Source organism: Mycolicibacterium nivoides, assembly GCF_003855255.1.
GTDB classification, from domain to species: domain Bacteria; phylum Actinomycetota; class Actinomycetes; order Mycobacteriales; family Mycobacteriaceae; genus Mycobacterium; species Mycobacterium nivoides.
Map to the genome: position 1 here is coordinate 2,497,225 of NZ_CP034072.1, position 24,460 is coordinate 2,521,684.

25 protein-coding genes are annotated in these 24,460 nt (G+C 65.1%); 9 read left to right on the plus strand and 16 right to left on the minus strand.

Annotated features, from left to right (window positions below; all coding sequences use genetic code 11):
• Window positions 1-2 precede the first annotated feature (2 nt).
• The 4 genes from EH231_RS11795 to EH231_RS11810 are packed head-to-tail and all read left to right on the plus strand — an operon-like array spanning window position 3 to window position 3,617.
• Window positions 3-1,229, plus strand: coding sequence for a metal-dependent hydrolase family protein (locus EH231_RS11795; protein ID WP_090435111.1), 1,227 nt, complete (start codon window positions 3-5; stop codon window positions 1,227-1,229).
• The gene (locus tag EH231_RS11800) at window positions 1,213-1,659 is read left to right on the plus strand and encodes a nuclear transport factor 2 family protein (RefSeq protein WP_090435109.1); all 447 of its coding nucleotides are present in this window, start codon (window positions 1,213-1,215) and stop codon (window positions 1,657-1,659) included. The genes EH231_RS11795 and EH231_RS11800 overlap by 17 nt, the downstream gene beginning before the upstream one ends.
• Window positions 1,656-2,807 carry an acyl-CoA dehydrogenase family protein gene (locus tag EH231_RS11805; protein WP_164480859.1) on the plus strand — a complete coding sequence of 384 codons (1,152 nt, stop codon included), beginning with the start codon at window positions 1,656-1,658 and terminating at the stop codon, window positions 2,805-2,807. Before EH231_RS11800 ends, EH231_RS11805 begins: the two co-directional genes overlap by 4 nt.
• A 60-nt stretch (window positions 2,808-2,867) precedes the next feature.
• The gene (locus tag EH231_RS11810; protein WP_234927620.1) at window positions 2,868-3,617 is read left to right on the plus strand and encodes an acyl-CoA dehydrogenase family protein; all 750 of its coding nucleotides are present in this window, start codon (window positions 2,868-2,870) and stop codon (window positions 3,615-3,617) included.
• Window positions 3,618-3,711: 94 nt separating this feature from the next.
• Here the strand turns inward: EH231_RS11810 and EH231_RS11815 are convergent, their stop codons facing one another.
• Window positions 3,712-5,193, minus strand: a complete 1,482-nt coding sequence (locus EH231_RS11815; protein ID WP_090435106.1) for an adenylate/guanylate cyclase domain-containing protein — start codon at window positions 5,191-5,193, stop codon at window positions 3,712-3,714.
• 16 nt (window positions 5,194-5,209) lie between these two features.
• Complete coding sequence (locus tag EH231_RS11820) at window positions 5,210-5,992, minus strand: enoyl-CoA hydratase (RefSeq protein WP_090435103.1); 783 nt, start codon at window positions 5,990-5,992, stop codon at window positions 5,210-5,212.
• 208 nt (window positions 5,993-6,200) lie between these two features.
• Here EH231_RS11820 and EH231_RS11825 point away from each other — a divergent pair, with 208 nt between their 5' ends.
• From EH231_RS11825 to EH231_RS11830, 3 genes are all read left to right on the plus strand, one after another.
• Entirely contained in the window at window positions 6,201-6,920 is a 720-nt protein-coding gene (locus EH231_RS11825; RefSeq protein WP_164480860.1) for a TetR/AcrR family transcriptional regulator, read from the plus strand.
• A gap of 49 nt (window positions 6,921-6,969) precedes the next feature.
• Window positions 6,970-7,404, plus strand: coding sequence for a hypothetical protein (locus EH231_RS33815; protein WP_164480861.1), 435 nt, complete (start codon window positions 6,970-6,972; stop codon window positions 7,402-7,404).
• A 108-nt stretch (window positions 7,405-7,512) separates the two neighbouring features.
• Window positions 7,513-8,358, plus strand: a complete 846-nt coding sequence (locus tag EH231_RS11830; RefSeq protein WP_090435099.1) for a mycofactocin-coupled SDR family oxidoreductase — start codon at window positions 7,513-7,515, stop codon at window positions 8,356-8,358.
• Window positions 8,359-8,369: 11 nt separating this feature from the next.
• Here EH231_RS11830 and EH231_RS11835 read toward each other — a convergent pair whose 3' ends face one another.
• Entirely contained in the window at window positions 8,370-9,176 is an 807-nt protein-coding gene (locus EH231_RS11835; RefSeq protein ID WP_124712473.1) for an SDR family NAD(P)-dependent oxidoreductase, read from the minus strand.
• Between the two features lie 39 nt (window positions 9,177-9,215).
• On the opposite strand from EH231_RS11835, the gene EH231_RS34710 reads away from it, so the two are divergent.
• The gene (locus EH231_RS34710; protein WP_321180081.1) at window positions 9,216-9,506 is read left to right on the plus strand and encodes a hypothetical protein; all 291 of its coding nucleotides are present in this window, start codon (window positions 9,216-9,218) and stop codon (window positions 9,504-9,506) included.
• Between the two features lie 207 nt (window positions 9,507-9,713).
• The gene (locus tag EH231_RS34715; RefSeq protein WP_321180080.1) at window positions 9,714-10,034 is read left to right on the plus strand and encodes a hypothetical protein; all 321 of its coding nucleotides are present in this window, start codon (window positions 9,714-9,716) and stop codon (window positions 10,032-10,034) included.
• On the opposite strand, the gene EH231_RS11845 is transcribed toward EH231_RS34715, so the two are convergent.
• From EH231_RS11845 to EH231_RS11910, 13 genes are all read right to left on the minus strand, one after another.
• The gene (locus tag EH231_RS11845; protein WP_124712474.1) at window positions 9,945-12,362 is read right to left on the minus strand and encodes a CaiB/BaiF CoA transferase family protein; all 2,418 of its coding nucleotides are present in this window, start codon (window positions 12,360-12,362) and stop codon (window positions 9,945-9,947) included. The genes EH231_RS34715 and EH231_RS11845 overlap by 90 nt on opposite strands.
• Before the next feature lie 4 nt (window positions 12,363-12,366).
• Complete coding sequence (locus EH231_RS11850; RefSeq protein ID WP_090435093.1) at window positions 12,367-13,326, minus strand: enoyl-CoA hydratase/isomerase family protein; 960 nt, start codon at window positions 13,324-13,326, stop codon at window positions 12,367-12,369.
• Window positions 13,319-14,452 carry a M24 family metallopeptidase gene (locus tag EH231_RS11855; RefSeq protein WP_090435090.1) on the minus strand — a complete coding sequence of 378 codons (1,134 nt, stop codon included), beginning with the start codon at window positions 14,450-14,452 and terminating at the stop codon, window positions 13,319-13,321. Before EH231_RS11855 ends, EH231_RS11850 begins: the two co-directional genes overlap by 8 nt.
• Complete coding sequence (locus tag EH231_RS11860; RefSeq protein WP_090435087.1) at window positions 14,442-15,710, minus strand: M24 family metallopeptidase; 1,269 nt, start codon at window positions 15,708-15,710, stop codon at window positions 14,442-14,444. Before EH231_RS11860 ends, EH231_RS11855 begins: the two co-directional genes overlap by 11 nt.
• Window positions 15,707-16,870 carry an amidohydrolase family protein gene (locus EH231_RS11865; protein WP_090435085.1) on the minus strand — a complete coding sequence of 388 codons (1,164 nt, stop codon included), beginning with the start codon at window positions 16,868-16,870 and terminating at the stop codon, window positions 15,707-15,709. The genes EH231_RS11860 and EH231_RS11865 overlap by 4 nt, the downstream gene beginning before the upstream one ends.
• Window positions 16,871-16,921: 51 nt before the next feature.
• Window positions 16,922-18,139, minus strand: coding sequence for a cytochrome P450 (locus tag EH231_RS11870; protein WP_124712475.1), 1,218 nt, complete (start codon window positions 18,137-18,139; stop codon window positions 16,922-16,924).
• A 21-nt stretch (window positions 18,140-18,160) separates the two neighbouring features.
• Complete coding sequence (locus EH231_RS11875) at window positions 18,161-18,355, minus strand: ferredoxin (RefSeq protein WP_090435079.1); 195 nt, start codon at window positions 18,353-18,355, stop codon at window positions 18,161-18,163.
• Entirely contained in the window at window positions 18,352-19,017 is a 666-nt protein-coding gene (locus EH231_RS11880; RefSeq protein ID WP_170856516.1) for a TetR/AcrR family transcriptional regulator, read from the minus strand. The genes EH231_RS11875 and EH231_RS11880 overlap by 4 nt, the downstream gene beginning before the upstream one ends.
• Before the next feature lie 154 nt (window positions 19,018-19,171).
• Complete coding sequence (locus tag EH231_RS11885; protein ID WP_124712476.1) at window positions 19,172-19,990, minus strand: SDR family NAD(P)-dependent oxidoreductase; 819 nt, start codon at window positions 19,988-19,990, stop codon at window positions 19,172-19,174.
• Window positions 19,987-20,811 carry an alpha/beta fold hydrolase gene (locus tag EH231_RS11890; RefSeq protein WP_090435309.1) on the minus strand — a complete coding sequence of 275 codons (825 nt, stop codon included), beginning with the start codon at window positions 20,809-20,811 and terminating at the stop codon, window positions 19,987-19,989. The genes EH231_RS11885 and EH231_RS11890 overlap by 4 nt, the downstream gene beginning before the upstream one ends.
• Before the next feature lie 979 nt (window positions 20,812-21,790).
• Complete coding sequence (locus EH231_RS11900; RefSeq protein WP_090435070.1) at window positions 21,791-23,425, minus strand: DUF4185 domain-containing protein; 1,635 nt, start codon at window positions 23,423-23,425, stop codon at window positions 21,791-21,793.
• A gap of 9 nt (window positions 23,426-23,434) precedes the next feature.
• A complete protein-coding gene (locus EH231_RS11905) occupies window positions 23,435-23,749 on the minus strand; it encodes a hypothetical protein (RefSeq protein ID WP_090435067.1) in 315 nt (104 codons plus the stop codon).
• 125 nt (window positions 23,750-23,874) lie between these two features.
• On the minus strand, window positions 23,875-24,456 hold the full coding sequence (locus EH231_RS11910; protein WP_090435064.1) for an NADPH-dependent FMN reductase: 582 nt from the start codon (window positions 24,454-24,456) through the stop codon (window positions 23,875-23,877).
• Window positions 24,457-24,460: the final 4 nt, after the last annotated feature.

The window sequence follows — 24,460 nt, forward strand, 5'->3', positions numbered from 1 at the left end:
TCGTGCTGACCCTCAAAGCTGCGGGTCTGGTCGACGTCGATGCCGGGACGATCATTCGTCCCGGCATTGTCCGTGTCGACGGGGACCGAATCGTAGGTATAGGCGGGCCGATTCCAGAAGATTCCGACGTGATCGATCTGGGCGACTCCATCCTGCTGCCCGGACTGATGGACATGGAAGTCAACCTGTTGATGGGTGGCCGGGGTGAGAACCCGGGCCTGTCCCAGGTTCAGGACGATCCCCCGACCCGCGTCCTGCGTGCGGTGGGCAACGCCCGCCGGACGCTGCGCGCCGGGTTCACCACGGTGCGCAACCTCGGGTTGTTCGTCAAGACCGGCGGATATCTGCTCGACGTCGCCCTGGGCAGGGCCATCGATGCCGGGTTGATCGATGGTCCGCGCATCATCCCCGCCGGCCACGCCATCACCCCTACCGGCGGGCACCTGGATCCGACGATGTTCGCGGCGTTCATGCCGGGCGTGCTGGAGCTGACCATCGAGGAAGGCATCGCCAACGGGGTCGATGAGATCCGCAAGGCGGTCCGCTACCAGATCAAGCACGGGGCTCAGCTGATCAAGGTGTGCTGCTCGGGCGGTGTCATGTCCCTCACCGGTGAGGCTGGCGCACAACACTATTCGGACGAGGAATTGCGCGTCATCGTCGACGAGGCGCATCGGCGCGGACTGCGGGTCGCGGCCCACACCCACGGCGCCGAGGCGGTCAAACATGCCGTGGACTGCGGCATCGACTGCATCGAGCACGGTTTCCTGATGGATGACGAGGCCATCCAGAAGCTGGTCGACAACGACCGGTTCCTGGTCACCACCCGCCGGCTGGCACAGGCCATGGACGTCTCGAAGGCACCGAAGGTGCTGCAGGACAAAGCAGCCGAGATGTTCCCCAGGGCCGAGACCTCCATCAAGGCGGCCTACGAGGCCGGGGTGAAGATCGCTGTGGGTACCGACGCGCCGGCCATCCCGCACGGCAAGAACGCCGACGAACTCGTCACGCTGGTCGAGTGGGGCATGCCGCCGGCCGCGGTGCTGCGGTCAGCCACCACGATCGCCGCCGATCTGATCAACGTCACCGACCGGGGCCGGCTGGCAGAAGGGCTGCTCGCCGACATCATCGCGGTGCCGGGCAATCCACTCGAGGACATCACCGTTACACAACATGTGGATTTTGTAATGAAAGGCGGTAAGGTCTTCCGCAATGAGCACATCAACTGATTCCCCGACGCGGACCGAGGATCTGATCGAGATCCAGCAGGTGCTCGCCAAATACGCGGTGACCATCACCCAGGGCGACATCGACGGTCTGATCAGTGTTTTCACCCCCGACGGCACGTACAGCGCATTCGGCGAGACCTACACGCTCAATCGCTTCCCGGTACTGGTGGACGCCGCGCCCAAGGGCCTGTTCATGACCGGCACCGCCCTGATCGACCTGGTCGAAGGGGCCGACACCGCGTCAGGCACACAGCCGCTGTGCTTCATCGAGCACTCCAAGCACGACATGCGCATCGGCTACTACCGCGACACCTACCAGCGGACCGCCGAGGGTTGGCGACTGAAGACCCGCGCGATGACCTTCATCCGGCGCAGTGGCGATCACGACCACGGCCGGCCGCACGCGATCGGTAGGCCGGAAGCAGGATGAGCGAGCGCAGCGAGCGAATCGCAGATCTATTCGAACCAGCGGCTTTCCGCACGGCGCTGCAGGATTGGCTCGCCGAGAATGACCTGACGCCACCCGATGACCATTCGCTGGAAGGTCATATGCGCCAGTTCGCCCGCGTGCAGAAGGCACTTTACGACGGCGGCTGGAGCCGCTACGGCTGGCCCGAGCACGCCGGTGGACTGGGTGGTCCGGAGATGCTGCGCGCCATCGTCGGCGAGGAGGTCGTGGGCCGCAGGCTGGCCGAACCCGGCCCCTACTCGATGCTCGAAGTGCTGGCGCCGACGATGATCGACTACGCGCCCAAGGAACTGGCCGCCGAGATGGTGCCGAAACTGCTGTCCGGCGAAGAGCAATGGTGCCAAGGGTTCTCCGAACCCGGCTCGGGCAGCGACCTGGCATCACTGACCACACGCGCGGTACAGCATCCAACGGAGGGTCACCGCTACATCATCAATGGCCAGAAGGTCTGGACCAGCTTCGCGCAATACTCGCACCGGTGCATCCTGCTCACCCGCACCGGCGATGCGGACACCCCCAACCACCAGGCGATCACCGCGTTCTTCGTCGACACCGACTCCCCCGGCATCACGGTCCGGCCGTTGCGCACCATGCACGATGTCGATGAGTTCTGCGAGGTGTACTTCGACGATGTCGAGGTCGACGCGAGCCGGATGCTCGGCAAGCCCGGCGACGGCTGGCAGCTGGCGATGGACCTGCTGCCCTACGAGCGTTCGACCTGCTTCTGGCAGCGCATCGCCTACCTGTACTCACGGTTCGACGCACTGGTCGAAGCGGTGAAACGGCAAGGGCAGGTGGTGGATCCGGACCTCGGAGAGGTCTACCTTGCGCTGCACACTCTGCGCTGCCGTTCGGCGGCAACCCAGCACCGGCTGGCCCAGGGTCACAAGCTCGGACCCGACACCTCGATCGACAAGGTGCTGCTGGCGACTGCCGAACAGCTGCTCTACGACACCGCCCGCAATCTGATGCCCGGCGTCATCGAACTCGAAGACTCCGAATGGCGCACCGAGTACCTGTATTCACGAGCGTCGACAATCTACGGCGGCACGGCCGAAGTGCAACGCAACATCATCGCGCGTCGCCTGCTGGACCTAGGGAAGGAGTGAGGCGTGACCGATTTGGATACCGAATCACTCGGCCTGCTCGAAGACACCCTGCGCAAGACCATGCTGTCGGCCTCGGGAGCCAAGCTGGATGCCGCGCTGGCCGAACTCGGCTGGGCCGAGATGCTGTCCGACATGCCAGAGGTGGCCATGCCTCTCGTGTTCCGCCTGCTGGGCGAAACAGGTTCGCACGCGTCGATTCTCAACGATGTGCTGCTTGAGACGATCGGTGGCCTTCCCGGCGGTACGCCGCCGATGCCCTATGCCGGTGGCATCTGGGTGGTGTGGGAACGCGAGGATCAGCCTGCCGGCGGCAACCCGACAATGGGCGGCCTGCCGCTGCGGGAAGTGCCCGACGGCCAGTTGCTGCGGATATCGGAGGCGCGCCGCGCGCTGGGCTGGTGGCTGGTCGGCTCGGCCCGCGGGATGCTGGCCCTCGCCCGACAGCACGCACTGGACCGGGTCCAGTTCGGCAAGCCGATCTCGTCCTTCCAGGCCGTGCGGCACCGGCTGGCCGAGACACTCGTGGCCATCGAAGGTGCCGAGGCGACGCTGAGCCTGCCTGGTGCGGACAACGTCGATCTGAACTCGCTGCTGGCCAAGGCCGCCGCGGGCAAGGCCGCGCTGACCGCGGCCAAGCACTGCCAACAGGTGCTCGGGGGCATCGGTTTCACCGCCGAGCACGAGCTGCACAACCACGTGAAGCGGGTTCTGGTGCTCGACGGGTTGCTCGGCAGCTCAAGGGAACTCACCCGCAAGGCCGGATCCGGTCTGCGGGCCCGCGGGACCGTCCCACGCTTGGCCCAGCTGTAGCGTTTCCTGCCGAGCAGACATAAAACTGCCCCTTTTCGTTCGAAAAGGGGCAGTTTTGCTGGGGGTCCCACCCGCTTGCGGGGGACTGCTCGCGCTAGGGGGTGACGGGCTCGGCGAAGACCGTGGCCGTCGAACGGCCACGCAACACCGTCGAACCGCGCACCACCCAGTGCTCGCCTTCGTCGGCATCGGCATGGGCCAGCGCGCTTCCCGAGCACAACACCGTCGACTCGCGGTCCTTGGCGTGGTCGGCCAACCGCGCTGCCTCGTTGACCGCGTCGCCGATCACGGTGTACTCGTAGCGGTTCTCGGCGCCGATGTTCCCCGCGAACACCGAGCCGCACGAAATGCCAACGCCGAACTCCACATCCGGTAGCTCGTGGAGCCGCGGCACCAGTGCCCGCGCTGTGGCCAGCGCCGAGGAAGCCGGGTTGTCCAGCCGTAGCGGCGCACCGAAGACGGCCAGCACGGCATCGCCCTCGAACTTGTTGATCAGGCCGTGATGGCGCTCGACCGTGTCCACCACGATCTTGAAGAATCCGTTCAGCAGCTGCGCCACCTCCTGCGGCGGACGCGAGGCACCCAATGCAGTCGAGCCGACCAGGTCGACATACAGCACTGCTGCCTCCCGCACATCGCCGGTGACCGCCGCGCCCTGCTCCAGGGCATGGCGGGCCACGTCGACGCCGACATACCGCCCGAACAGGTCTCGCAACCGGTTCCGCTCCGCCAGGCCGGCCAGCATTCGGTTGAATCCGTATTGGAGTCGGCCGATCTCGGACGACTCATACACCTTGACCGAGACACCCGACCAGCCTCTTTCGACGGCTTTCATGGCCAGCACGACTTCCCCGATCGGGTCGGAGACAGAGCGCGCAACCAGAAACATCGACCGCAGACCGAAGATCAGCGAAACGATGGCCAGCACGAGCACCGCGGCCTCGACCGGCGCCGTCTTCTGCACGAACCAGCCATTGGAGCGGGCCAGCACGATCAACGCTATTCCCAATATGGGCAGCCCACTGAACAGTGTCCAGATGGTGATCAGGCGGGCCAGCACACCGGGCATCCGGACGATCGCGGCCGAGGACGCGGTCAACGACGCCGCCACGATCGGCCGCAACATCCGTTGCGTCACCAGGAATCCCATACAGGCGGCCGCTATGCCGCCGAAGAGGATCGCACCCCCCATCACATACGCGACACCTCCCCCGGCATCGAGGTTGAGGAGGGTGTACACCAGGGCGCTCACCGCCCACGTGGTGAACTGGATGATGGTCTGACGCGGCGCGATACGCATGGCGGCGCGCTGCTGTTGCGGCGTCGGATTCTCGCCCGCGGCATACCATTTGAAGGTCGGATGGACGTTGACCCAGCCGACGACGGTGTCGACGATCGCCGCCGCGACCATCAGAGCGATCAGCGCGACCAGGTTCGCCTGGGTCATCAGCTGGCGCGCGTCACCGACGGTGTTGCGGCTCAGTGCGAGCACCACGAGCGTCACCGCCGCCGCGGCGGTGGTCTGCGCATAGATCTGCCTGGCCGCGTAACTCACACTGAGCCGGATCGCCCCCATCCTCAGAGGCCCAGGCCTACTTGATGTTCTGCTTCATTCCGTCGATATCCATGAGCACCGGCCATCCGCTGACGCTAAGCGCATTGCCGTGCCCGGTCTGGTGAATATCGAACACCGATTGGATCGCGGCGTAGAAGCCCTGTACGTCGAGGGTCTGATTGACCGCGCGCTTGGCCTGACGGAGCGCGAACGCGGGCATCTGCGCGATCTGCGCGGCCAGCTCAGCAGCCTGGGCGTCGAGTTCGTCACGCGGCACCACCCGGTTGACCATGCCGGTGCGCTCGGCCTCCTCGGCGGTCAAGGCCCGGCCGGTGAACAGGATCTCCTTGGCCTTGCGGGCACCGAGCTCCCAGGTGTGGCCGTGGTATTCGACGCCGCCGATGCCCATCAGGGCCACCGGATCGGAGAACAGCGCGTCATCTGCGGCCAGGATCAGGTCGCACGGCCAGCAGAGCAGAAGACCGCCCGAGATGCATCGTCCCTGTACCGCCGCGATCGACGGCTTGGGCACGTTGCGCCACCGCAACGTGTACTCCAGATAGCGCCGCGACTCGTGCTCGATGAGGAATTCCAGCGTGATCTTGTCGGGCACCGGCCCACCGCCGCGCAGGTCATGTCCCGCGGAGAAGTGCTTGCCATTGGCCCGCAGCACGATCACTTTCACATCGCGGTCATCGGCAGCCCTGGTCCACGCGGCGTCGAGCTCATCGAGCAGTTCCGGGTTCTGCGCATTGGCCGCTTCGGGCCGGTTGAGCGTGATCGTGGCGATCGAATCGGCAACGTCGTAGTCGATGTACACGTGTTTCCTTCTGTTCACAGCTGCCACACGACAGCCGCCTCCGCGACCGCGGCAGCCGCCCGCAAACAGCAACCCAGGACGGCGCCAGATTTGATGTGAAACCCTTCTTCTCAAAGGACTTCTATAATTCCCACCATGAGAATACTATTCTCACAGTACGAAAGTTACAATCTCCGACACGTTGGCCGCGAGGGGGTCTGGCACCACAATGGCAAGGCGTTCTCCGGTACAGTCAGTTCATGTTCTCCCCACTCGACAAGCGTCGGAGCCGCCAGTGACTACCGCTGGCGAAGAACCCGCGTGGAAGCAACGAGCTGTCGAGCGGTCGATCAAAACCGCAAAGTTGCGCGCGGCCCAGCGTGTGCAACGTTTCCTGGACGCGGCCCAGGCGATCATCATCGAAAAGGGCAGCACCGACTTCACCGTGCAAGAGGTCGTCGACCGCTCCCGCCAGTCACTGCGGAGCTTTTACCTGCAGTTCGACGGTAAGCACGAGCTCCTGCTCGCGTTGTTCGAGGACGCATTGAGCCGGTCGGCCGACCAGATCCGGGCCGCCACCTCGACCCAGGGCGAGCCGATCGAGCGGCTCAAGGTCGCCATCCAGCTGCTTTTCGAGTCGTCTCGGCCCGATCCGGCCGCCAAGCGCCCGCTGTTCACCGACTTCGCGCCGCGTTTGCTGGTGTCGCACCCGTCGGAGGTCAAAGTCGCCCACGCACCGCTGCTGGCCCTGCTCACGGAGCTCATGGAGGAGGCCTCGGAGGCCGGCCAGCTGCGCACGGGGATCAACCCGCGGCGGATGGCCGCGATGACCATGCAGACGGTGATGTTCGTCGCACAATCCAGCGGCGGCGCCGATGAGGCATCGGTCCACCCGATCACCGCCGACGAGGTCTGGGACTTCGTCGCCAACGGATTCGCCGCCAGCTAGCTGAGAATTTCGTTCTCCTAGAGGCAGAATTCTCCTTACGCTCAGGCGTGTGCCCGATCTCCGGACTCACCGCCATCGCGTCGCGCAATGGGCGACCGGCACCATCGGAACCCACGCGCTGCGCTCGATCATCGAGCACCCACATCTGGAGCTGAGCGGTGTTCACGTCTTCGGCGCCGGCGAGGTCGGAACCGACGCGGGCGACCTGTGCGACTTGGCCCCCACCGGCGTCACCGCCACCGACCGTATCGAGGCGATCCTCGACGCCGCGCCCGACTGTGTGCTCTACATGCCCGCGGCCCCATTCCACTCGATCGGATGGCTGCGGCATCCCCGGCTATACAGCGAACCGCGCGGTCAACGCGGTGCCCTTCGTCTGCGCCGCCGCGCCGGGAATCCGCGCGACTCTGGACCTGCCGCAGATCGTCGCCGAATTGAGTTAGAGAATTTCATTCTTCTAAGCGGAGAGTATAAATGGCCATAAACGTATCTGTCATTGACACGGCAGGCGACCCGATGACAGAGTTGCTGAGCAGGTGCACAGAACTTCACCGAGCATGTGGCAGACACGAAAACAGAACTGGGGTAATCAATGACTGGACGGGTGGAAGGCAAGGTCGCGTTCGTCACCGGCGCGGCCCGCGGCCAGGGACGTAGCCACGCGGTGCGGCTGGCGCAAGAGGGCGCCGACATCATCGCGATCGACATCTGTGGACCGATCCGGCCCGGCGTGGAGACCGCCATCCCGGCCTCCACCTCTGATGACCTGGCCGAGACCGCCAACCTCATCAAGGGACTCAACCGCCGCGTCGTCACCGCCGAGGTCGACGTGCGCGACGCCGACGCGATCAAGGCAGCCGTGGACAGCGGCGTCGAGCAGTTGGGCCGCCTCGACATCATCGTTGCCAACGCCGGCATCGGCAACGGCGGCGACGTGCTGCACGAGACCAGCCAGCTCGACTGGGACGAGATGATCGACATCAACCTCTCGGGTGTCTGGAAGTCGGTCAAAGCCGGTGTGCCGCACCTGATCGAAGGCGGCCGCGGCGGCTCGATCATCCTGACCAGCTCGGTCGGTGGCCTCAAGGCCTACCCGCACTGCGGTAACTATGTCGCCGCCAAGCACGGCGTCGTCGGCCTCATGCGCGGCTTCGCCGTGGAGCTGGGTCAGCACAACATCCGTTGCAACACCGTGCATCCCACGCATGTGGCGACCCCGATGCTGCACAACGACGGAACGTTCAAGATGTTCCGGCCCGACCTGGAGAACCCGGGCCCCGACGACATGGCGCCGATCTGCCAGCTGTTCCACACCCTGCCCATCCCGTGGGTCGAGGCCGTGGACATCAGCAACGCGGTGCTGTTCCTGGCCTCCGACGAGGCGCGTTACATCACCGGCGTGACCCTGCCGGTCGACGCGGGAAGCTGCCTCAAGTAAGTCCGGATCCCCTAGCCCGGACCGAGTGTGGCGGCGCCGGTCTGCGGGTGGCGGTACCAGCCACCCGCAGCCCGAGTGCCACCGTCGACGTGAATCGTCTGCCCGGTGACATAGCCCGACAGGCTCGAAGCCAGAAAAACTGCCGTACCGGCGATTTCGTCGACATGTCCAGCCCGACCCAGCGGGATGGCGTCAGCGATACCCGAGGGCGGACCATCCGGTGACAGAGCCATGAGTCCCTCTGTGATGGTGAGGTCGGGTGCGATCGCGTTGACGCGGATGTTGTGCGGGGCGAGCTCGAACGACGCGGTCTGCGTGTAGTTGATGACGCCGGCCTTCGCGGCCGCGTACGCGGCATACCCCGGGGCGGCGCGCACCCCCTCGATCGACGTGAGATTGATGATGCTGCCCGGTAATTCATCGGCGACCAATCGGCGCGCCACCCGCTGTGTACACAACAGCACGTGGCGCAGATTGCTCTTGTACAGCGCGTCCCAACCGTTCTCACTCGTCTCCAACAGCGCCGAGGCGAACACCCCACCGGCATTGTTGACCAGGATGCGCACGGGACCCAACTCGCCGGCGGTCTGCGCCAACGCGGCATCGACCTGCTCGGCGTCACGCACATCGGTGACGATGCCAAGGGCACCGATGGATTCGGCGGACTCCGCACAGCTGCCCGCGTCACGTTCCCAGATAGCCACCGAGGCACCGAAAGCCGCGAGGCCGGCAGCGATGCCCCGGCCGATACCGGTGCCACCGCCGGTGACAACTGCCACCTGTCCGGTGAGCAGAATGTCAGAAGGATTGATGGCCATGATCATTCAGGCTAGTGGCGAGACGGGTGATGAGGCTAGATGCAGCGCTGGATGATCGGAGACGGAACCGGGCTTGAATTTCCCGCTGATCCGGACACGCTCCGTAGTGCCGGCCCAGCCTTCCTCACCACAGCCCTGCACGCCTTCGGTGCGCTCCCCCAGAGCAATCGGATCACGGCCATCACCCGCTTCCAGGAATGCCCCGGGGACAGTACCGGACGCAAGACACTGCTCGATGTCCGTTACGCGCGTCCGGCCGACGGGCTGCCCACTGAACTGTTCGTGAAGTTCTCCCGCGACTTCGACGACTCCCGGCGGGAGCGGGCCTGAACCGGACCGGACGTTGGGGGTGCGGGTTGATGGACTGGGGCCGCGTCAGCGGGATGAATGTCGCGATGGCCCTGTGGGGTTCGCTGTGCAGCGCCGAGACAGAAGTATGGGAACAGCATCTCGACGGGCTGCCGGCCCACTTCGCCGCCGAGTTTCACGCCGCCGGCGGGCCCGTGCTCGACATTGCGCGTGCTATGCGTTCAGCTCATGCTCTACGCCGCCGTGATGGGAGTGACCTGGCTCCTCGGTGCGCCTGCCCACTTCACGGCTGCACTGCCCGATCGGCACATCGACCGCTTCGATCCGCGGATCGCCGACAACGAGCCGGTGCGGGCCCACCTGCGGATGCTCAGCAACGTCCTTCACCTCTGGGAAACCCAGGATTTCGGTGCGTTGCTCGACGAGTTCGAGAGCCGCTGGGGTTGGCCCGCGGCTCGCTCAGCGAGCCGCTTTGCGGCGTCCGCCGACCCCGGGTTCGGTGCCGATCACCCCGTCTGTGGCCAGCGCGGTGATCTCGTCGTCGGATAGCCCCAGTTCGGCCAGCAGCTCGTGATTGTGCTCGCCGAGCAGCGGCGCCGCCTGCCGGTGCAGCGCCCGTGGCCCGTTGGCCAGCGAGACAGGCAGGGTGCTGTGCAGTGCGGGGTTGTTCACCGGATGCCCGACATGTTCGAAGAAGCGCCGGAACCGCAACTGCGGCAGCTCCAACTGCCGGTGCGGCTGCATCACCTTGGCCACCGGAACACCCAGCGGCCACAGGGTTTCGACGATCTCGTCACCGGTGCGCGGTAGGCACCAGGCGGCCAGCTCCTCGTCGATCAGGTCATGCTGAACCTTCCGCCCATCGGCGGATTCCAACGCCGGATCCATCGCCCATTCCGGCTGCCCGATCGCCACGCGCAGTGCGGCCCACTGGGCGTCGGTGCTCACCGCGATGGCCACCCAACTGTCTGCTCTGCCGAACTCGTCGGTCTCGGCACTCTGGTAGATGTTCTGCGGCGCCGCGGCAGGCCCGCGGTTGCCGTCGCGCTGCAGCAGCACGCCGTAGGCCGAGTACTCGATGACCTGTTCGGCGGCGACATTGAGCGCGGCATCGACCATCGCGGCTTCTACTAGCACTCCCTGTCCGGTGCGGCGCCGGTGCTCGAGGGCGAGCATCAGCCCCGACAGCGCGTGCACGCCGGCGTTGGGGTCACCGATCGAATACGGTTCGAACGGAGTGCGATCCGGATAGCCGGTGAGCCAGCTCAACCCGGAAGCGTCCTCGATGATGTACGCGAACGCCGGGTTGTCCCGCCACGGCCCGTCCAAGCCGAAGCCGGGCATGCGCACCATGATGATGTCCTCGCGCAACGCCCGCAGTGAGTCGAAGTCGAGCCCGATCTGCTCGATCACCCTCGGGGTGAAGTTCTCCACCACGACGTCGCAGGTCGCGATCAGCCGGCGCAACAGGTCCCGGCCCTGCTCGGTCTGGAAATCCAGGGTCAGGCTCTTCTTGTTCGTGTTGAGCGCACTGAAGATCGGCGAGCGCTCCCACCACTGCTCCACTGTCGCCGGGATCCCGGCGATCAACCGGGTGCCGTCCGGCCGCAGGGTCGACTCCAGATGGATCACCTCGGCGCCCAGCATGCCCAGCGGATGGGTGCACGACGGTCCGGCCCAGAACGTCGTCATGTCGAGCACGCGTAACCCGCTGAACGGCAGCCGATCCCCGCCGGGCATACCGACCGGTACATCGCGCGGGGTCAGTTCCCTGGCCCGGATCTCTTCGGTGTGCTCCCCGAGACGGGGAGCCGGCGCCGCCTCACGCAACACAGCACCCGACAGCCGGTACGGGGCGGCGGGCTGGGTGAACCCGCGCTGCGGATTGCGGATGAACGCCTGCCGTTGCACGAAATGGTCCATGGTGGTGACGTTCTCACCGTTGCCGACCGGCGAGTTGGGGATCCGGAACGCCGACGCCAAATCTCGTACGTCGTCCACATTCTGGTTGCGTACCCATGCGTAGAGCTCCTCGGCGTGCAGGTTCGCCTGCTCGGTGATCGTGAGTTCCGAGGTCTCGTCGATCCACTCGTCGTGGCCCGACATCGCACACAGGTCCCACCACTGCTGGGCGGTACCGCATCCGAGTGCGACCAAACCGTCTGCCGCCTCGGCGACCCCGGGAACCGTGGGCCTGCGCTCGCTGCGCCACGGGCGGCCCAGCATCTCGAAGTAGGTGACCGGGTAGTACGTCAAGCCCAGAACCTGAGCCTCCAGCGCCGACAGGTCCACCAACTCGCCGTGGCCGTCACGGACTGCCCGCGCCCGGAACGCCAGCGTCATCGCCGCCGCGTACGCACCGGCGAGCCACTCGCCGACCTGTCCACCGATGGACACCGGCGCCCGGTCCTGCACGCCGCGCCCGATACCGATCGCGCCACCTGACCACGCCTGCAGGGTGAACTCGGTGGCGGCCCGGCCGCTCCACGGCCCGTCCAACCCGAACGGGGTGATCGTGGTGACGATCAGATGCGGATGCCGGCGAAAGAGATCCTCGGGAGCGATCGACTGAGCGACAGGCGATTCCGGGGACCAGATCACGGCGTCGGCCGCTGCCACCAGCCGGTCCAGCAGTCGCGGGTCGTCGGGATGGACGACCACGCTGCGCTTGCCGCCGGCCAGGAAGGCGAACAGCGCGCCGTCCTCGTCCGGGCCGATGTGCGCACCCGACGCCGACCAGCGGCGCAACGGGTCACCTTCGGGGGCTTCGACCTTGATCACGTCGGCACCGCCATCGGCGAGAAGCTTCGTGGCGTACGCCCCGGCGATCCCGCTGGACAGGTCGATGACGGTGTAGCCGTCAAGTGGTGAGCTCATGTGTCTATTCGGGTTTCGCCCTGTTCTTCTTGGACAGCCGGAAATCGGGTGGGAACTTGCTGTCGTTGTCGTTGACCGCGGCCGACAGCCCGGAATCGATCGACTCGAACATGTCCAGGTCGTCGTCGCTGTCGTTGGCCACCCCGTTGCCCATCGACTCGAAGAACGCGCTCAGCAGGCTGCCCATGTATTCGCCCTGCTGCTGTTTGAAGATCTCGAAGAACATCTTCTGCTGGAAGACGGTGTCCACCGGCCGGTTCCGGGTACAGGCCAGCGCGTACTTCTGCACTTCGTCTTCCAGCTGATCGCGGGCGACCACCTTGTTCAGGAAGTTGCAGTCGTACATCTCCGCGGCGGTGAACGGCCGTCCGGTGAAGACCATCTCCTGGAACTTCCGCAGGCCCATCATCTGGACCCACGTCCACATCCGCGGTCCCCAGCCGTGATACCGGAACGACGGATGCCCGAACAGGGCGTCGTCAGACGAGATCACCAGATCGGCGTCCGCGCACTGGTAGAAATGCCAGCCGTAGCAATAGCCCTTGGCCTCGACGATGCTGATCTTCTTGAAGTCCTGCAACGCACGGTTGCCGGCCTGGGAGTTGGCGTACCACGAGCTGATCGTCGCGCCGTTGCGGAACGTGCCCTTGGGCGGGTAGGTCACCTCCCCGACCCCGTCATCTTCGAGCCGCAGTTCCGCCAGACGCGCCGCCGGATTGTCGTTGCCCTCCATGAACTCCGGCAGATCTGCCCCGCTGCCCAGGTTGTCCCCGACGCCGCGGATGATCACCACCTTCACGTCGTTGTCGGCGTTGGCCGCCCGCAGCACGTCGGCGTAGCGCAGCCGCGCCATCGAGGTCGGCGCGTTGAGGAACTCCGGCCGGTTGAACGTGATGGTGGCGATCTTGGTCTTGCGGTCCTTCTCGTAGAGGATGATCTCCTCCGGGGTGGGACGCTCAGGCATGTGCCGCCTCACTGTTCGATGGCGCCTGGGTCAGTACCTCGGGACCGTCGGCGCCTATGACGACGGCGTCGCGGGTGAACACCGCGCCGATCCCCTGCTCCCAGACATAGCCGGTAACGGCCAGGACCATGCCTTCCTCAAGAATGTCGGCCTCGGCGGTCGCCCGCAGGTTCGTGGACACCACCGGTGGGTCGAATCCCAACCCGAGCCCGTGCGCCACCGGCATCGCCGGCAGCGGTTCGCCGGCCTGCTCGTACGCGTCCAGCAACGCGCTGGTGGGCTTGCCGGCGCGGCATGCGTCAACCAGCCTGTCCCACAGCTCATCCCGACGCCGATACAGCGATCGAACCGCCTCTGTCGGTTCGCCCACGAACACCGTGCGCGCCACCTCCGCGACGTAGCCCTCCGCGAGCACACCCGCCGACAGCGCCACCAGGTCGCCCTCGTTCACGCGGCCGTCGCCTTGGGCACGTCGCCACGGATGCTCTTTCGAGGTGATCCACGCGGCGTCCTGGGTGGCTGGGGTGCTCACCCCGCCGGCAGCCTCGGCCTCCAATATCGCACCGGCCAGGCGCTTCTCGGTGGTTCCCGGAACCAGCTCGGCGACGCCCTTTGCCAGCCCCTCCTCGGCGACGGCCAGTGCCCGTCGCAGCGCCACGATCTCCTCGGGCGTCTTCACTCGACGCGCGGCCCGCATCGCCTGCTCACCGTCGACCAGCTCGGCATTCGGAAAGGCCATCGGCAGCAGCTTGGCGAAGGTCGGTGTCAGGGCGTCGGTTCCGATGCGCCATGCTGAATCGGAACCCTTGATGTTCTGCAGTACACCGATCAGAGTCATCGGGTTCCACGCGAAGCCGTACAGATTCTCGTGGGGGATCTCCTCGGGGATGCCCTCGTCCCACGTGCTGTTCAGGTGGATCTCACCCGTGGCGCGGACGAACGTGCAGATCGGCCCGAAAGGGCGGGTACCCACCACCCACAGCTGCGGGGCGCCGGAGATGTACCGAACATTGGCCTGCCTGCCCAGTACCAGCGCGTCGAGGTCATGGGCCTCCATCTGGGTGATGGCGCGCTCTCGACGGCTGACGCGCAGTGCCCGGCCGTCGGCCTCGATTTCAATTCCCACGGGACACCTCATAGGGGTCGTACGGATATGCGGTCAGCGGCATCCAGCCGCCTTCTGTGACCACCACGATCTCCTCGCCGCGATAGCCGCCGGTGCCGTCCTCCCAGACCACCGGCTCGAACACCAACAGCATGCCCTCCGGGAAGACGAAGTTGTCGTCCCACTCCTGGCCGAGATCCGTTCCGATCATCGGCATCTCAGCCGCGCTGGTACCGATGCCGTGCCCCAGGTAGAAGTGCGGCAACCACGGCTTCTGTCCGCCGGCGGCCGCAGTCGCCGCCCGGCCGAGGTCACCACAGGTGGCACCGGCCTTGGTCACCGACAGCACCGCTTCGACGATGCGGCTCCACTTGTCGAATTGCTTCTGTTGCGCCGGCGTCGGGTCCTGGCCGACGATCCAGGTACGCCCGTGGTCGGAGCAGTAGCCGTGATACGCGATGGACACGTCGGTCCACAGCACATCGCCCCGCCGCAACTCGCGCTCGGTGGTGAGCAGGGGCAGGGCGAGATCGCCGGTGGTGGTCCAGGTGCCCTCCGCCTTCGACGCGGGCATGGCCTGCCAGATCGAGTCGAACATGTTGGTCGTGGCGCCCAGTTCAAAAGTGCGGCGCACGAATTCGGCAGACAGGTCGATCTGCCGCACACCGGGCGCCAGCGACTTGTGGATCTCGGCGACGGCCTCTTCGGTGATCTGACAGGCCCGGCGGATAGAGGCGATCTGGTCGATCGTCTTGACGAGCTTCGCCGCACCGACCACCGGCGCGGCATCCACCGGTGCGCTGGGGAACAGCGCGCTGCCGGCCAGCCGCATCGCCCCGGTCAACTCGTCGGTCGCGATCGTCGCGCCGGCGGGTACCAAACCGGCCAGGATCTTCGCGAATTCCGCTACCCCCTCGTCGAATTCGAGATAGACCGGTCCGTGGAGGTGGTCATCGGGCAGCCCTGCCTCCATGGCCGCACCCTCACGGAACGGCAGGAACAGGTGCGGGTGTTCATCGTCGGCCAGCACCACCGCGATCGGCCGCTCGACATGCGACAGCCCCGCGTCGGCCAGCGGCCAGGCGATACCGGTGGCGTACATGACGTTGCCGTTGCCGAGCAGCACAAGCGCGTCGACGCCCTGGTCGGCCATCGCGGCGTGCAGACGCGCACCGACCTCTCGCCGCATCCGGGCGAGGTCGGGCTCGTCGGGAATGTCGAGCGGGGTGAAGCCCGTTCGGGCGATCTGGGTGACGCCCGTTTGAGTGGCCGTACTCACGACAATCCCAGGAAATTCTGGATGTTCGTCGACACGATCTTGACGGCAGCCTCAGACCCGACCGCTTCCACCACGGTGGCCAGCGACTTCTCCGAGTACCCGAAGGTGCTCTCGTTGTGCGGGTAGTCGCTGGACCACATCACGTTGTCGACACCGATCTCATCGATCAGCCGGAGGCCCAGCGGATCCACCATGAACGAGGCGCTCATGTGATGGTCCCAGTAGTACCGGACCGGGTGTTGCAGTTCGTGATTGAACATGTGCCGGTAGGAGGCGAGCATGTGCTCGGCGTCTTGCAATGCGGTGGGCACCCAGGCGATCCCGCCCTCGAACCACCCGATCTTCAGGCTCGGATGCCGATCCAGGATTCCGGAGAACACGTACTTGGCGAACTGCTCGCGGAACGAGTCGACATTGACCATCATGCCGACTACGACGCTGTTGTTCTGGCACGGCGTCTTGGGCGGGGTCTCACCGATGTGATGGCTGACCGGCAGGCCGGCGGCCTCGATCTCGTCCCACACCGCGTCCATCTCGGTGCTGCCGTAGTCGTAGATGTTGCCCTCGTCGTCCTTTCCCGGATTCAACGGCAGCAGGAACGTCTTGAGCCCCAGCGATTTCAGCTGCTCGAGGGTGCTGCGGGTGCCGGCCGGGTCCCACCAGTTGATCAGCCCGACACCGTAGAAGTGGCCATTGCTGGCCTCCTGCAGCTCGGCCATCACCTCGTTGTAGATCCGGAACACCCGCTCGCGGATTCCCTTGTCCGGATAGTGGAACAGGGCGAGCACAGCGTTGGGGAACGCCAGCTCCTTGTCGATACCGTCCTCGGCGAGCTCACGGATGCGGGCCGCGATGTTGTTGGTCGCCGCGCCGGCGAGGTCGTCGTACTGCATGAGCACCCGGCCGAAGTCGCCGCCGGTCCAGGCCTTGCCCTTCATCCCGACCATGTAGGCGCCGTCCTCGTACCAGATCCGGGGAGCGGCACCCTTGAGATCATCGGGGAAGCGCTCGTAGAAGATGTCGTCGGCGACCGAGATGTGATTGTCGGCCGAGAAGATCTCCGTGCCCTTGGGAAGCCCGAGGTCACCGCTGGCATGGCCCTTGCGGTTCTTCGGTGCACCAAAGCCTTCCGGCGGATACAGGGTCGTGGAAGCGGTCATCGTGTGGTACTCCAATCGGGCTGTTGATGCTGAAGGCCGGTGTGCCGGCAATTACCAGGTCACGGGAAGTTCGTAGACGCCGTAGGCGAGGCGGTCGTGCTTGAAGGGCACCTCGTCGAGCGGAACGGCCAGGCGCAGGGTCGGGATCCGGCGCAGCAGGGTGTGGAAGACGATCTGCAGTTCGGCGCGCGCGAGCTGCTGACCGACGCACTGGTGGCGGCCGTAGCCGAAGCCCAATTGCTGGGCGGCGTCGCGGCTGAGGTCGAGTTTGTCGGGCTCCGGGTAGGCCTTGGCGTCCCAGTTGGCCGGGGACAGATCGATGATGACGCCATCACCGGCGCGGATGGTCTCGCCGCTGATCTCGATATCCTCCAGTGCCACCCGGCGCTGTCCGGTCTGGATGATGGACAGATAGCGCATCAGTTCCTCGACCGCGTTGGCGATCGCCTTCGGATCCTCTGCATTACGAAGGAAGTCGGCCTGCTCGGGGTTCTCCAGGAGCGCCAGGATGCCGATGCCGATCATGTTGGCGGTGGTCTCGTGCCCGGCGATCAGCAGGCCGGTGCCGAGCTGGGCGGCCTCCTTGACGCTGATCTCACCGGCGGTCACCCGCTCGGCCAGATCGGACACCGCGTCCTCGGACGGGTTCGCCTGCTTCTCCTCGACGAGGTTGATCAGATACTGGTGCAGGCTCATCGCGCCCTTCTGCATGGCGTCTGCCGCGGCATAGCGGGCCAGGCCGGCGTTGGCATGCTCCTGGAAGAACTCGTGGTCTTCGTAAGGGACACCGAGCATCTCGCTGATCACCACAGTGGGCACCGGCAGCGCCAGCTTGGCGACGAGGTCGGCGGGCTGCGGGCCGGCCAGGATCTCATCGATGCACTCGTCGGTGACCTTCTGGATGGCCGAGCGCAATCCCTCGACGCGACGGAACGTGAACGGCTTGGACAGCATTCGGCGAAACCGGGTGTGCTCCTCGGCATCTGAGGTGAACACCGAGCGTGGCCGCTTGTCGACGGTGGAGAGCATGTGCTCGTTCCAGTGCGGGAAGCCCTCGATGCGATCGTCCACACTGATCCGGGAGTCGGAGAACAGCGCGCGGGCCTCCTCGTGGCCGGTGATCAGCCACGGGGTGCTGCCGTTCCAGATCTTCACGCGGAACAGGCCTTTGGGGTTGCCCAGCATGGGCGGCGGCGGCGCGAACGGGCACCGCACGTCGCGCTCCATCGGGTATTCGGGGATGTCGACTTCGGTCAGCGTCTCAGACATATGGTGGTTCCGTTCCTCAAGTCAGTCTTGAATCTCGATGGCCAGGGCTGGGCAGGCCGCCGCCGCGCGGCGGGCATTGTCGGTTTGGTTCGGAGCGGGTTCGGGTTCCAGCAAGACGACGACACCGTCTTCGTCGCGCTGGTCGAACACCTCGCTGGCGTTGAGCACGCACTGCCCCGACGAGACGCACTTGTCCTGATCGACAGTGACTTTCATATGAGGTCGCTTTCGTGAGTGACCGGCGCCATCCACAGGCCGACGATCGCATCGATCAATCCCGACGCCGCACCCTGCCAGGACGCCCGCGGCACGTTGCCGCCCTGCGCCATCGCTCGTTCACGGTCGGCGCAGCTGTGCATCAACAGGTTGCGCGCCATGATGTTGCGTTCGGCGCGAACCTCGGCGGGCAGGTCTGGCAGGCAGTTGTTCATCCCCTCGATGACCTGTACCAGCGACTCCGAACTCAGGGCGTCACGGACCACGATGTTGTGGTAGGCCGGATCGGTCATCACCTGAGCGGCGAACCTGGCGTACCAGGTCGGGTTGCCCAGCGCCGTCAGGTGGTCGGTGAGCGGCTGCACCAGGCAGGAAACCCAGTCCCGAAGCTCGGACGAATCGCCGGTGTCGGCCACCATCTGCTCGCGCAGGCACTCGATCGGACCGCGGTGCTTGTGTTCGATCGCGCGGACCAGGTCGGTCTTGGTGCCGAAGTGGTAGCCGACCGCGGCGTTGTTGCCCTGCCCGGCCGCCTCACTCACCTGGCGGTTGGACACCGCGAACACTCCGTGTTCGGCGTAGAGCCGCTCAGCCGCCTTGAGGATTGCCTCCTGGGTACTGCTCGCCCGGTCGGCACGGGCGGTGCGGTTGGCTGCTGTCACCGTTACAGTCAACGCCCCTCCTGTAATTAAGTCAAGCAGTTGATTTAATCAGGCCAAGGCCCGGCGAGACCCCGCCACAGAGCGCGCCGAGACTACGGTTTTGGGCGGGATAACCCAGCTAACACGGCAAAAGCCGTAGTGTCGGCGGCCCAGGTCAGGCCTGGGGCTTCGGCTTCCGGGCGATTACCTTGCCCGCGACGGTGCCCCCGTCGATCGGCAACACGGTTCCCGTCACGTACCGCGACCGGTCGGTCGCGAAGTACAGCGCGGCCTCCGCCACGTCCTCGACCGTGCCTTCGCGCTTGAGCGGGCGGTCGTTACGCATCGGGGCCCGGATCCCTGCCTCGAACTCTTCGATGCGCTCGCGCTCCTCGGGCGAGGCCGACTTGGCCACAATCGCCGTGCGGATGTTGCCCGGAGCGATGGCGTTGACCCGGATCTCGTAATGGGCCAGCTCGATCGCCGCGCACTTGGTGAACTGGATGACCGCGGCCTTGGACGCGCGATACGTCATCACCCCGCCGCCGGCCTGAATGCCGCCGATCGAGGTGAGGTTGAGAATCGAACCACCGCCGTGTTCGGCCATGTATCGCGCGGCATCGCGGGTACCGGCCATCACGCCGAGCACGTTGACGCCCATGACCTTGTTGAAGTCGGCGAGATCGTCGTCGAGGAAGCGACGGTGCATGGTGCCCGAGACCCCCGCGTTGTTGACCATGACGTCCAGGCCTCCGAAGGTGTCCACCGCGGCCGACACCAGCCGGCCCACCTGTTCGACATCGCCGACGTCGGTGAACAGGAACCGGGCGTTCTCCCCCAGTTCGTCGGCCAACGCCTTGCCGTGGTCCTCGTCGACGTCACCGATCATCACCTTCGCGCCCTCGGCGGCGAATCGGCGTACCAACCCCTCACCCAGACCGGACGCGCCTCCGGTGACGACCGCGACTTTTCCGGCCAGCTCGTTGCCTGTCATGAAACCTCTTTCAGGAATTCCAGCAGCACCGCGATGAGCGCGGCGGGCTGTTCGATCTGCGGGCAGTGCCCGGCACCGGGAATCACCGCACTGCGGGCACCGGCGATCTGGCCGGCGATTTCGGCCGCCCAACCGGACGGCAGCAGCTTGTCACGATCGCCCTCGATGATCATGGTCGGCACACGGATGCGGCCATATGCCCGTTGCGCCGACGGCATCGGCGGTGCGTCCAGGCCGGGCCGCCGAAACCGGGCCGCGGCCAAGGTTTCCCATGCGCCCGGCGCGATGCTCGACTCGTACCGCCGCCGCACATACGCCTCATCGGCCGGATAGGCCGGATCAGCGAACAGCGCGGTGACGATGCGTCGCATCCCGTCCAGCGTGGCGTCGTAGTCGTACAACGCCGCCGAATGCTCGTTGCGCTGGATCTCCCCTCCCCCGCAGATCGCGGTGAGCGACCGCACGGGGAGCCGCGGCGCATCCGAGGTGGTGTCGACCAGCAGGTTGATCGCCCCCATCGAGTTGCCGACGAAATGGGCGTCAGCGACGCCGAGTTCGGCACAGAACCGGGCGATGTGCCGAATCCGCATGCCCCGGCCGTCGTTGAAATCGATGACCTTGGCGCTCTCGCCGAAACCCAGCATGTCCGGGGCCAACACCCGGTAGTGCTCGGCGAGCGCGTCGATGGCGCGCTCCCAACCCAATTCGGCACTGACGCCGAACTCGCCACCGTGCAACAGGACGACGGGATCACCCTGCCCCGCTTCGAGGTAGCCGGTGGTCAGACCGTCGACATCGATGGTCTTACGTACGAAGTCCACGGCCACACGATACTGATGTTTTCTGAATTGGAGAACATCATTCTCTAGACCGTGACATGACCAGACTGCTTAACCATGCGTCCCGATCATGCGTAGCGTCATGGCTGTGCTGGAGAAATCGGAGATCCGGTTCCTTCCCTGGCGACCGCCGTATGGCCTACGAGATGCGTTGCGACGGTCCACCGCTGGCGGCTCCAGCCTGGTGGGCGAGCCACCTCGAACTCGACTGGCAGGTGTTCCGTCGGTGACCCCGAACATGCGCTCGTTCCGACCGGTTTGGCCTCGACGACGCCGACGACTGCCTTGTCCAGTGACGCCAGCGATCACACCGTTTCGCGATATTGATGGCGACAGACTAAATCCAGCAATAAATGTGCGACTGCCTTGCCGAGTATTAATGCGCAACCGGTCGTATCTCGTGACCTTCTGCCGTTCATACCTTTGGTAGCCACCCCGACCATGACGACGACAGGATGAAACCGCGGCCCTGAGGATCTTTGCACGCCGTAGTTCCTGAATCGTCAACCCCGCACATCACTCCATCAACCGTGATCGAATGCATCGCAGGCAGTGTCTTGATTTCCGTCGAGCGGTCATCAGACGGAACGACAGGCTTCAATCCCGAGGAAGTACCGATCCAATTGACACGTGGTGCGCCTTTCGAGGTTGGAGACGCCGGCGGAAGGCCAGGTAGATCGTTTCCGATGCACTGCGCTTGTCCCGATAGAAAGTTGCAGGCAACGCCGTCGGGCGTGCGGAAATACACTTGCGTAGAAGGCATTCCGGGTGTCGAAGCATCTACCGCGTACTCTGCGGCATCGACAGGACTGTAGCCCCCTAGGTCGGGGAACCTCGGAGGATCCGCGTGCGCGCTACAGGCGCTCGTTACAACAGCAACGAGAACGCCGGTAGTCACAGCAAATGACTTGGCGATCATGTATGTCCTATCGGCGCGAATCGGAAGTGCGTTATCAACGGGTCAATCATTCGGGTTCACCCGGAACTGCCCGACGGTGTACGGGCTGCCTGTGTCAGTGTTCCATTGGCTTACCAGAATATCCATATTGTCTAGTGTGGCGCCGGGCAGTATGTAACCGCCATAGTTCTGAGGAAACTTTCCTGGTTCGCCCCAATAGCCACCCTGAGCCACGACGGTCTTCGACGAGTCGGCGAAAATCTGAGTTGGGTCATTACCACCACCGATTAGAACTTCAACATTGCCCGTACTTCCGTTGAAGCCAGAAAGCACAGGCCTCCCGTCAACTTCGCGGAAGCTCATTTCTCCGTAACGGTCAGGCCCGATGGGCGAAGTGGCAACCTCCCCCGGCCGGCCCCAATCCTGCCCGGTCCACGGTTGCCAGGCATCGCGGTTCGTAACTTGATCGGCGTCAACCCGGTATATGGTGACGCCCTGGTTGCGGTCAAATGTATCGGCTGCGATGTACACATTGCCGTCGTCGGCCTCGAATCCGCTGATCTGCGAGGGAACGCTCCCCGGCGCACTTGCCCGATGGTCCGGGTCATTCGGTAGTGGCGCGAGAACGGATTTCCATTCTCTCCATGAGTCCTTGCCTCCAGGCACATCGACAGGCACCAAGCCACGCCCGTTCGAAAGGTCAGTGCCCTTATTTACCTCCACAAGCCAGGATCCACCTTTGGGGGGCAGGCCTTCGTTTGTATTGGTTCCCACCACCATCATGACGGTACGTCCGTCACGCATCTGGATGCTGCCTGAAGGCAGCGCATTGTTGGCGCCCGCCTTAGTCACGGCCTCCGGAAGCGGAAACAATACGTTGGGACTGCCTTCTGGTCCGGTAATTGGCTTGCCGAAGTGTGGGCGCCCATCCGCGTCGAACGTGACAGGTACTGCGACCGACGGATAATGGACTCCATCGCCTTGCTTGTCACCTGTGTACGAGTCGCCAAAGATCGCGATCTTCTGACCATTCGGCAGTTCGATGATTTCGCCGAGATCGGCAGCCTTGATGCCAGGGATGCCTGGGTAAGCCCCCGTCCCTGCAACAGGCCCCAGGTTGCGGACTTCGCCCTCAGCCAACGGTCCGTCGGATATCCCCGGCAACAGCAGATCTTGCAACGTGGTCGGCGTACCTCCAGCAGTGACCCCTGTAGCGGTCGAAATCGCCTGTGCCAGATCACCGTCCACCGTAGCGCCAGCGGTGAGAATCCTTGCGATCCGCGCCTGCAGGTCGGTGACCTTGTCAGAAACTTTCTGCGCTGCCTCGGAATCCAGATGCGTTGTGTCCGGTGGTATTACCTGATTCGTATCGGCGTTAATCTGTACTGCAGGCGCCTCGGCGGCGTAGTTCAGCAAGTCCCGAACGTTGTTCGCCACCGTCTCAGCTTCAGTTTCGCAGCGGTCCATTGCGTTTGCCGCTGTCGTTAGTTGTTCAGAAGTGGCTTCGTGAAGTGCAGCCACCATCAACATCGAATTCATCGCGGTACTGGCCGCCTGGCCCTGCCACGTCGAGAGTGTGCCCAGGGAGCGGTAGAACTCTGAGGAATTTTTGTGGTTGCCCGCCATGTCACGCGTGCCCTTTGTCAGCTCAGCAATCTCTGGCGCGAGGAAGAGCAGCTCTCGAAGCGTCAGCGACACTGCAACGCCTCACAGGTCAGAACTGGCATCTTCAATCCCTGCGGCGCAACCGCCATCAGTTTGCTCATAACCGATCGCAGCTTCGCGGTGGCCTTCTGCATGCTTTGTGAACTGCGCCCCAAAGTGGATGCCGTCGTCCACCCAGGCAGTCAGCAACTCCGGCAACGCCGCGGCGGCCAGACCAGATCCCAGTGCAGCCTGACCTACCCGTGCCGATGCGCCCCGATGCGTCTCTGCGAAACCAGCGGCGTGGCTGTCTAACCCCTGCGCCGTAGCGTGCAGGTCCGCCGGATTCACCTGCAACGGTTCATTCGGCTCCGACATCGAAATATCCCCCGTTTAGCAACTAGATGCAGCCGAAGAATACACCCGCTGAGGACTCCGGTTACGCAGTTGTTTGAGGCCGAGAGTGCAGCATCGGATATGTCACATCCGGAGCCGGAGCGGAATTACCGCACATCTCCGCCTGCCCGGCCGAACGTGAGCAGCTGGGTGGCCAGCATGTCGAGTTGACCGCGCACCGTACCGTCGGCCAATTCACCTGTTTCGGACCAGATCTTGTCCGCGGAGTTGATCGCCACCCCCAGCGGGGTGGGCCAGGCCCGCAACGCGTGACCGATGGACCGCAGCTGCCCCAGTGTTCCCACCGCGGCCTGCCAGCCGTAGGCGCAACTGATGCAGCCCCACGGGGTGTTGTCCAGGTAGACCCGCGGGTCCTCCCGCAGATCCTCGATGTAGTCCAACGCGTTCTTGACCAGACCGGAGATCGCACCGTGATAGCCCGGCGAACCCACCACCACGGCGTCGGCGTCGCGGAGCGCGGAGACGAACTCCAGGGCCGCGGGCGTGCGCTCCAACGAATGCGGTGCATACATCGGCAGTTCCAGGTCAGGCCCGGCGAACATCCGGGTCCGGCCGCCCTGCCGTTCCACGGACTCCAGGCAGTACCGGACGGCGCGCTCGGTCGAAGAGTGGGCGCGTAGGGTGCCGCCGAGCCCGACCACGAACGGCACCTTCTCAGTTGGCGTCATCTTT

What these genes read in the sequence shown, in the direction of transcription:
- EH231_RS11850 (WP_090435093.1), bottom strand. Translation starts at nt 13,326, where the DNA reads ATGCCTGAGCGTCCCACCCCGGAGGAGATCATCCTCTACGAGAAGGAC.
- EH231_RS11835 (WP_124712473.1), bottom strand. Translation starts at nt 9,176, where the DNA reads ATGGCCATCAATCCTTCTGACATTCTGCTCACCGGACAGGTGGCAGTT.
- EH231_RS11805 (WP_164480859.1), top strand. Translation starts at nt 1,656, where the DNA reads ATGAGCGAGCGCAGCGAGCGAATCGCAGATCTATTCGAACCAGCGGCT.
- EH231_RS11875 (WP_090435079.1), bottom strand. Translation starts at nt 18,355, where the DNA reads ATGAAAGTCACTGTCGATCAGGACAAGTGCGTCTCGTCGGGGCAGTGC.
- EH231_RS11870 (WP_124712475.1), bottom strand. Translation starts at nt 18,139, where the DNA reads ATGTCTGAGACGCTGACCGAAGTCGACATCCCCGAATACCCGATGGAG.
- EH231_RS11825 (WP_164480860.1), top strand. Translation starts at nt 6,201, where the DNA reads ATGGCAAGGCGTTCTCCGGTACAGTCAGTTCATGTTCTCCCCACTCGA.
- EH231_RS11800 (WP_090435109.1), top strand. Translation starts at nt 1,213, where the DNA reads ATGAGCACATCAACTGATTCCCCGACGCGGACCGAGGATCTGATCGAG.
- EH231_RS11815 (WP_090435106.1), bottom strand. Translation starts at nt 5,193, where the DNA reads ATGGGGGCGATCCGGCTCAGTGTGAGTTACGCGGCCAGGCAGATCTAT.
- EH231_RS34710 (WP_321180081.1), top strand. Translation starts at nt 9,216, where the DNA reads ATGCAGCGCTGGATGATCGGAGACGGAACCGGGCTTGAATTTCCCGCT.
- EH231_RS11910 (WP_090435064.1), bottom strand. Translation starts at nt 24,456, where the DNA reads ATGACGCCAACTGAGAAGGTGCCGTTCGTGGTCGGGCTCGGCGGCACC.
- EH231_RS11845 (WP_124712474.1), bottom strand. Translation starts at nt 12,362, where the DNA reads ATGAGCTCACCACTTGACGGCTACACCGTCATCGACCTGTCCAGCGGG.
- EH231_RS34715 (WP_321180080.1), top strand. Translation starts at nt 9,714, where the DNA reads ATGCTCTACGCCGCCGTGATGGGAGTGACCTGGCTCCTCGGTGCGCCT.
- EH231_RS11905 (WP_090435067.1), bottom strand. Translation starts at nt 23,749, where the DNA reads ATGTCGGAGCCGAATGAACCGTTGCAGGTGAATCCGGCGGACCTGCAC.
- EH231_RS11885 (WP_124712476.1), bottom strand. Translation starts at nt 19,990, where the DNA reads ATGACAGGCAACGAGCTGGCCGGAAAAGTCGCGGTCGTCACCGGAGGC.
- EH231_RS11810 (WP_234927620.1), top strand. Translation starts at nt 2,868, where the DNA reads ATGCTGTCGGCCTCGGGAGCCAAGCTGGATGCCGCGCTGGCCGAACTC.
- EH231_RS11830 (WP_090435099.1), top strand. Translation starts at nt 7,513, where the DNA reads ATGACTGGACGGGTGGAAGGCAAGGTCGCGTTCGTCACCGGCGCGGCC.
- EH231_RS11865 (WP_090435085.1), bottom strand. Translation starts at nt 16,870, where the DNA reads ATGACCGCTTCCACGACCCTGTATCCGCCGGAAGGCTTTGGTGCACCG.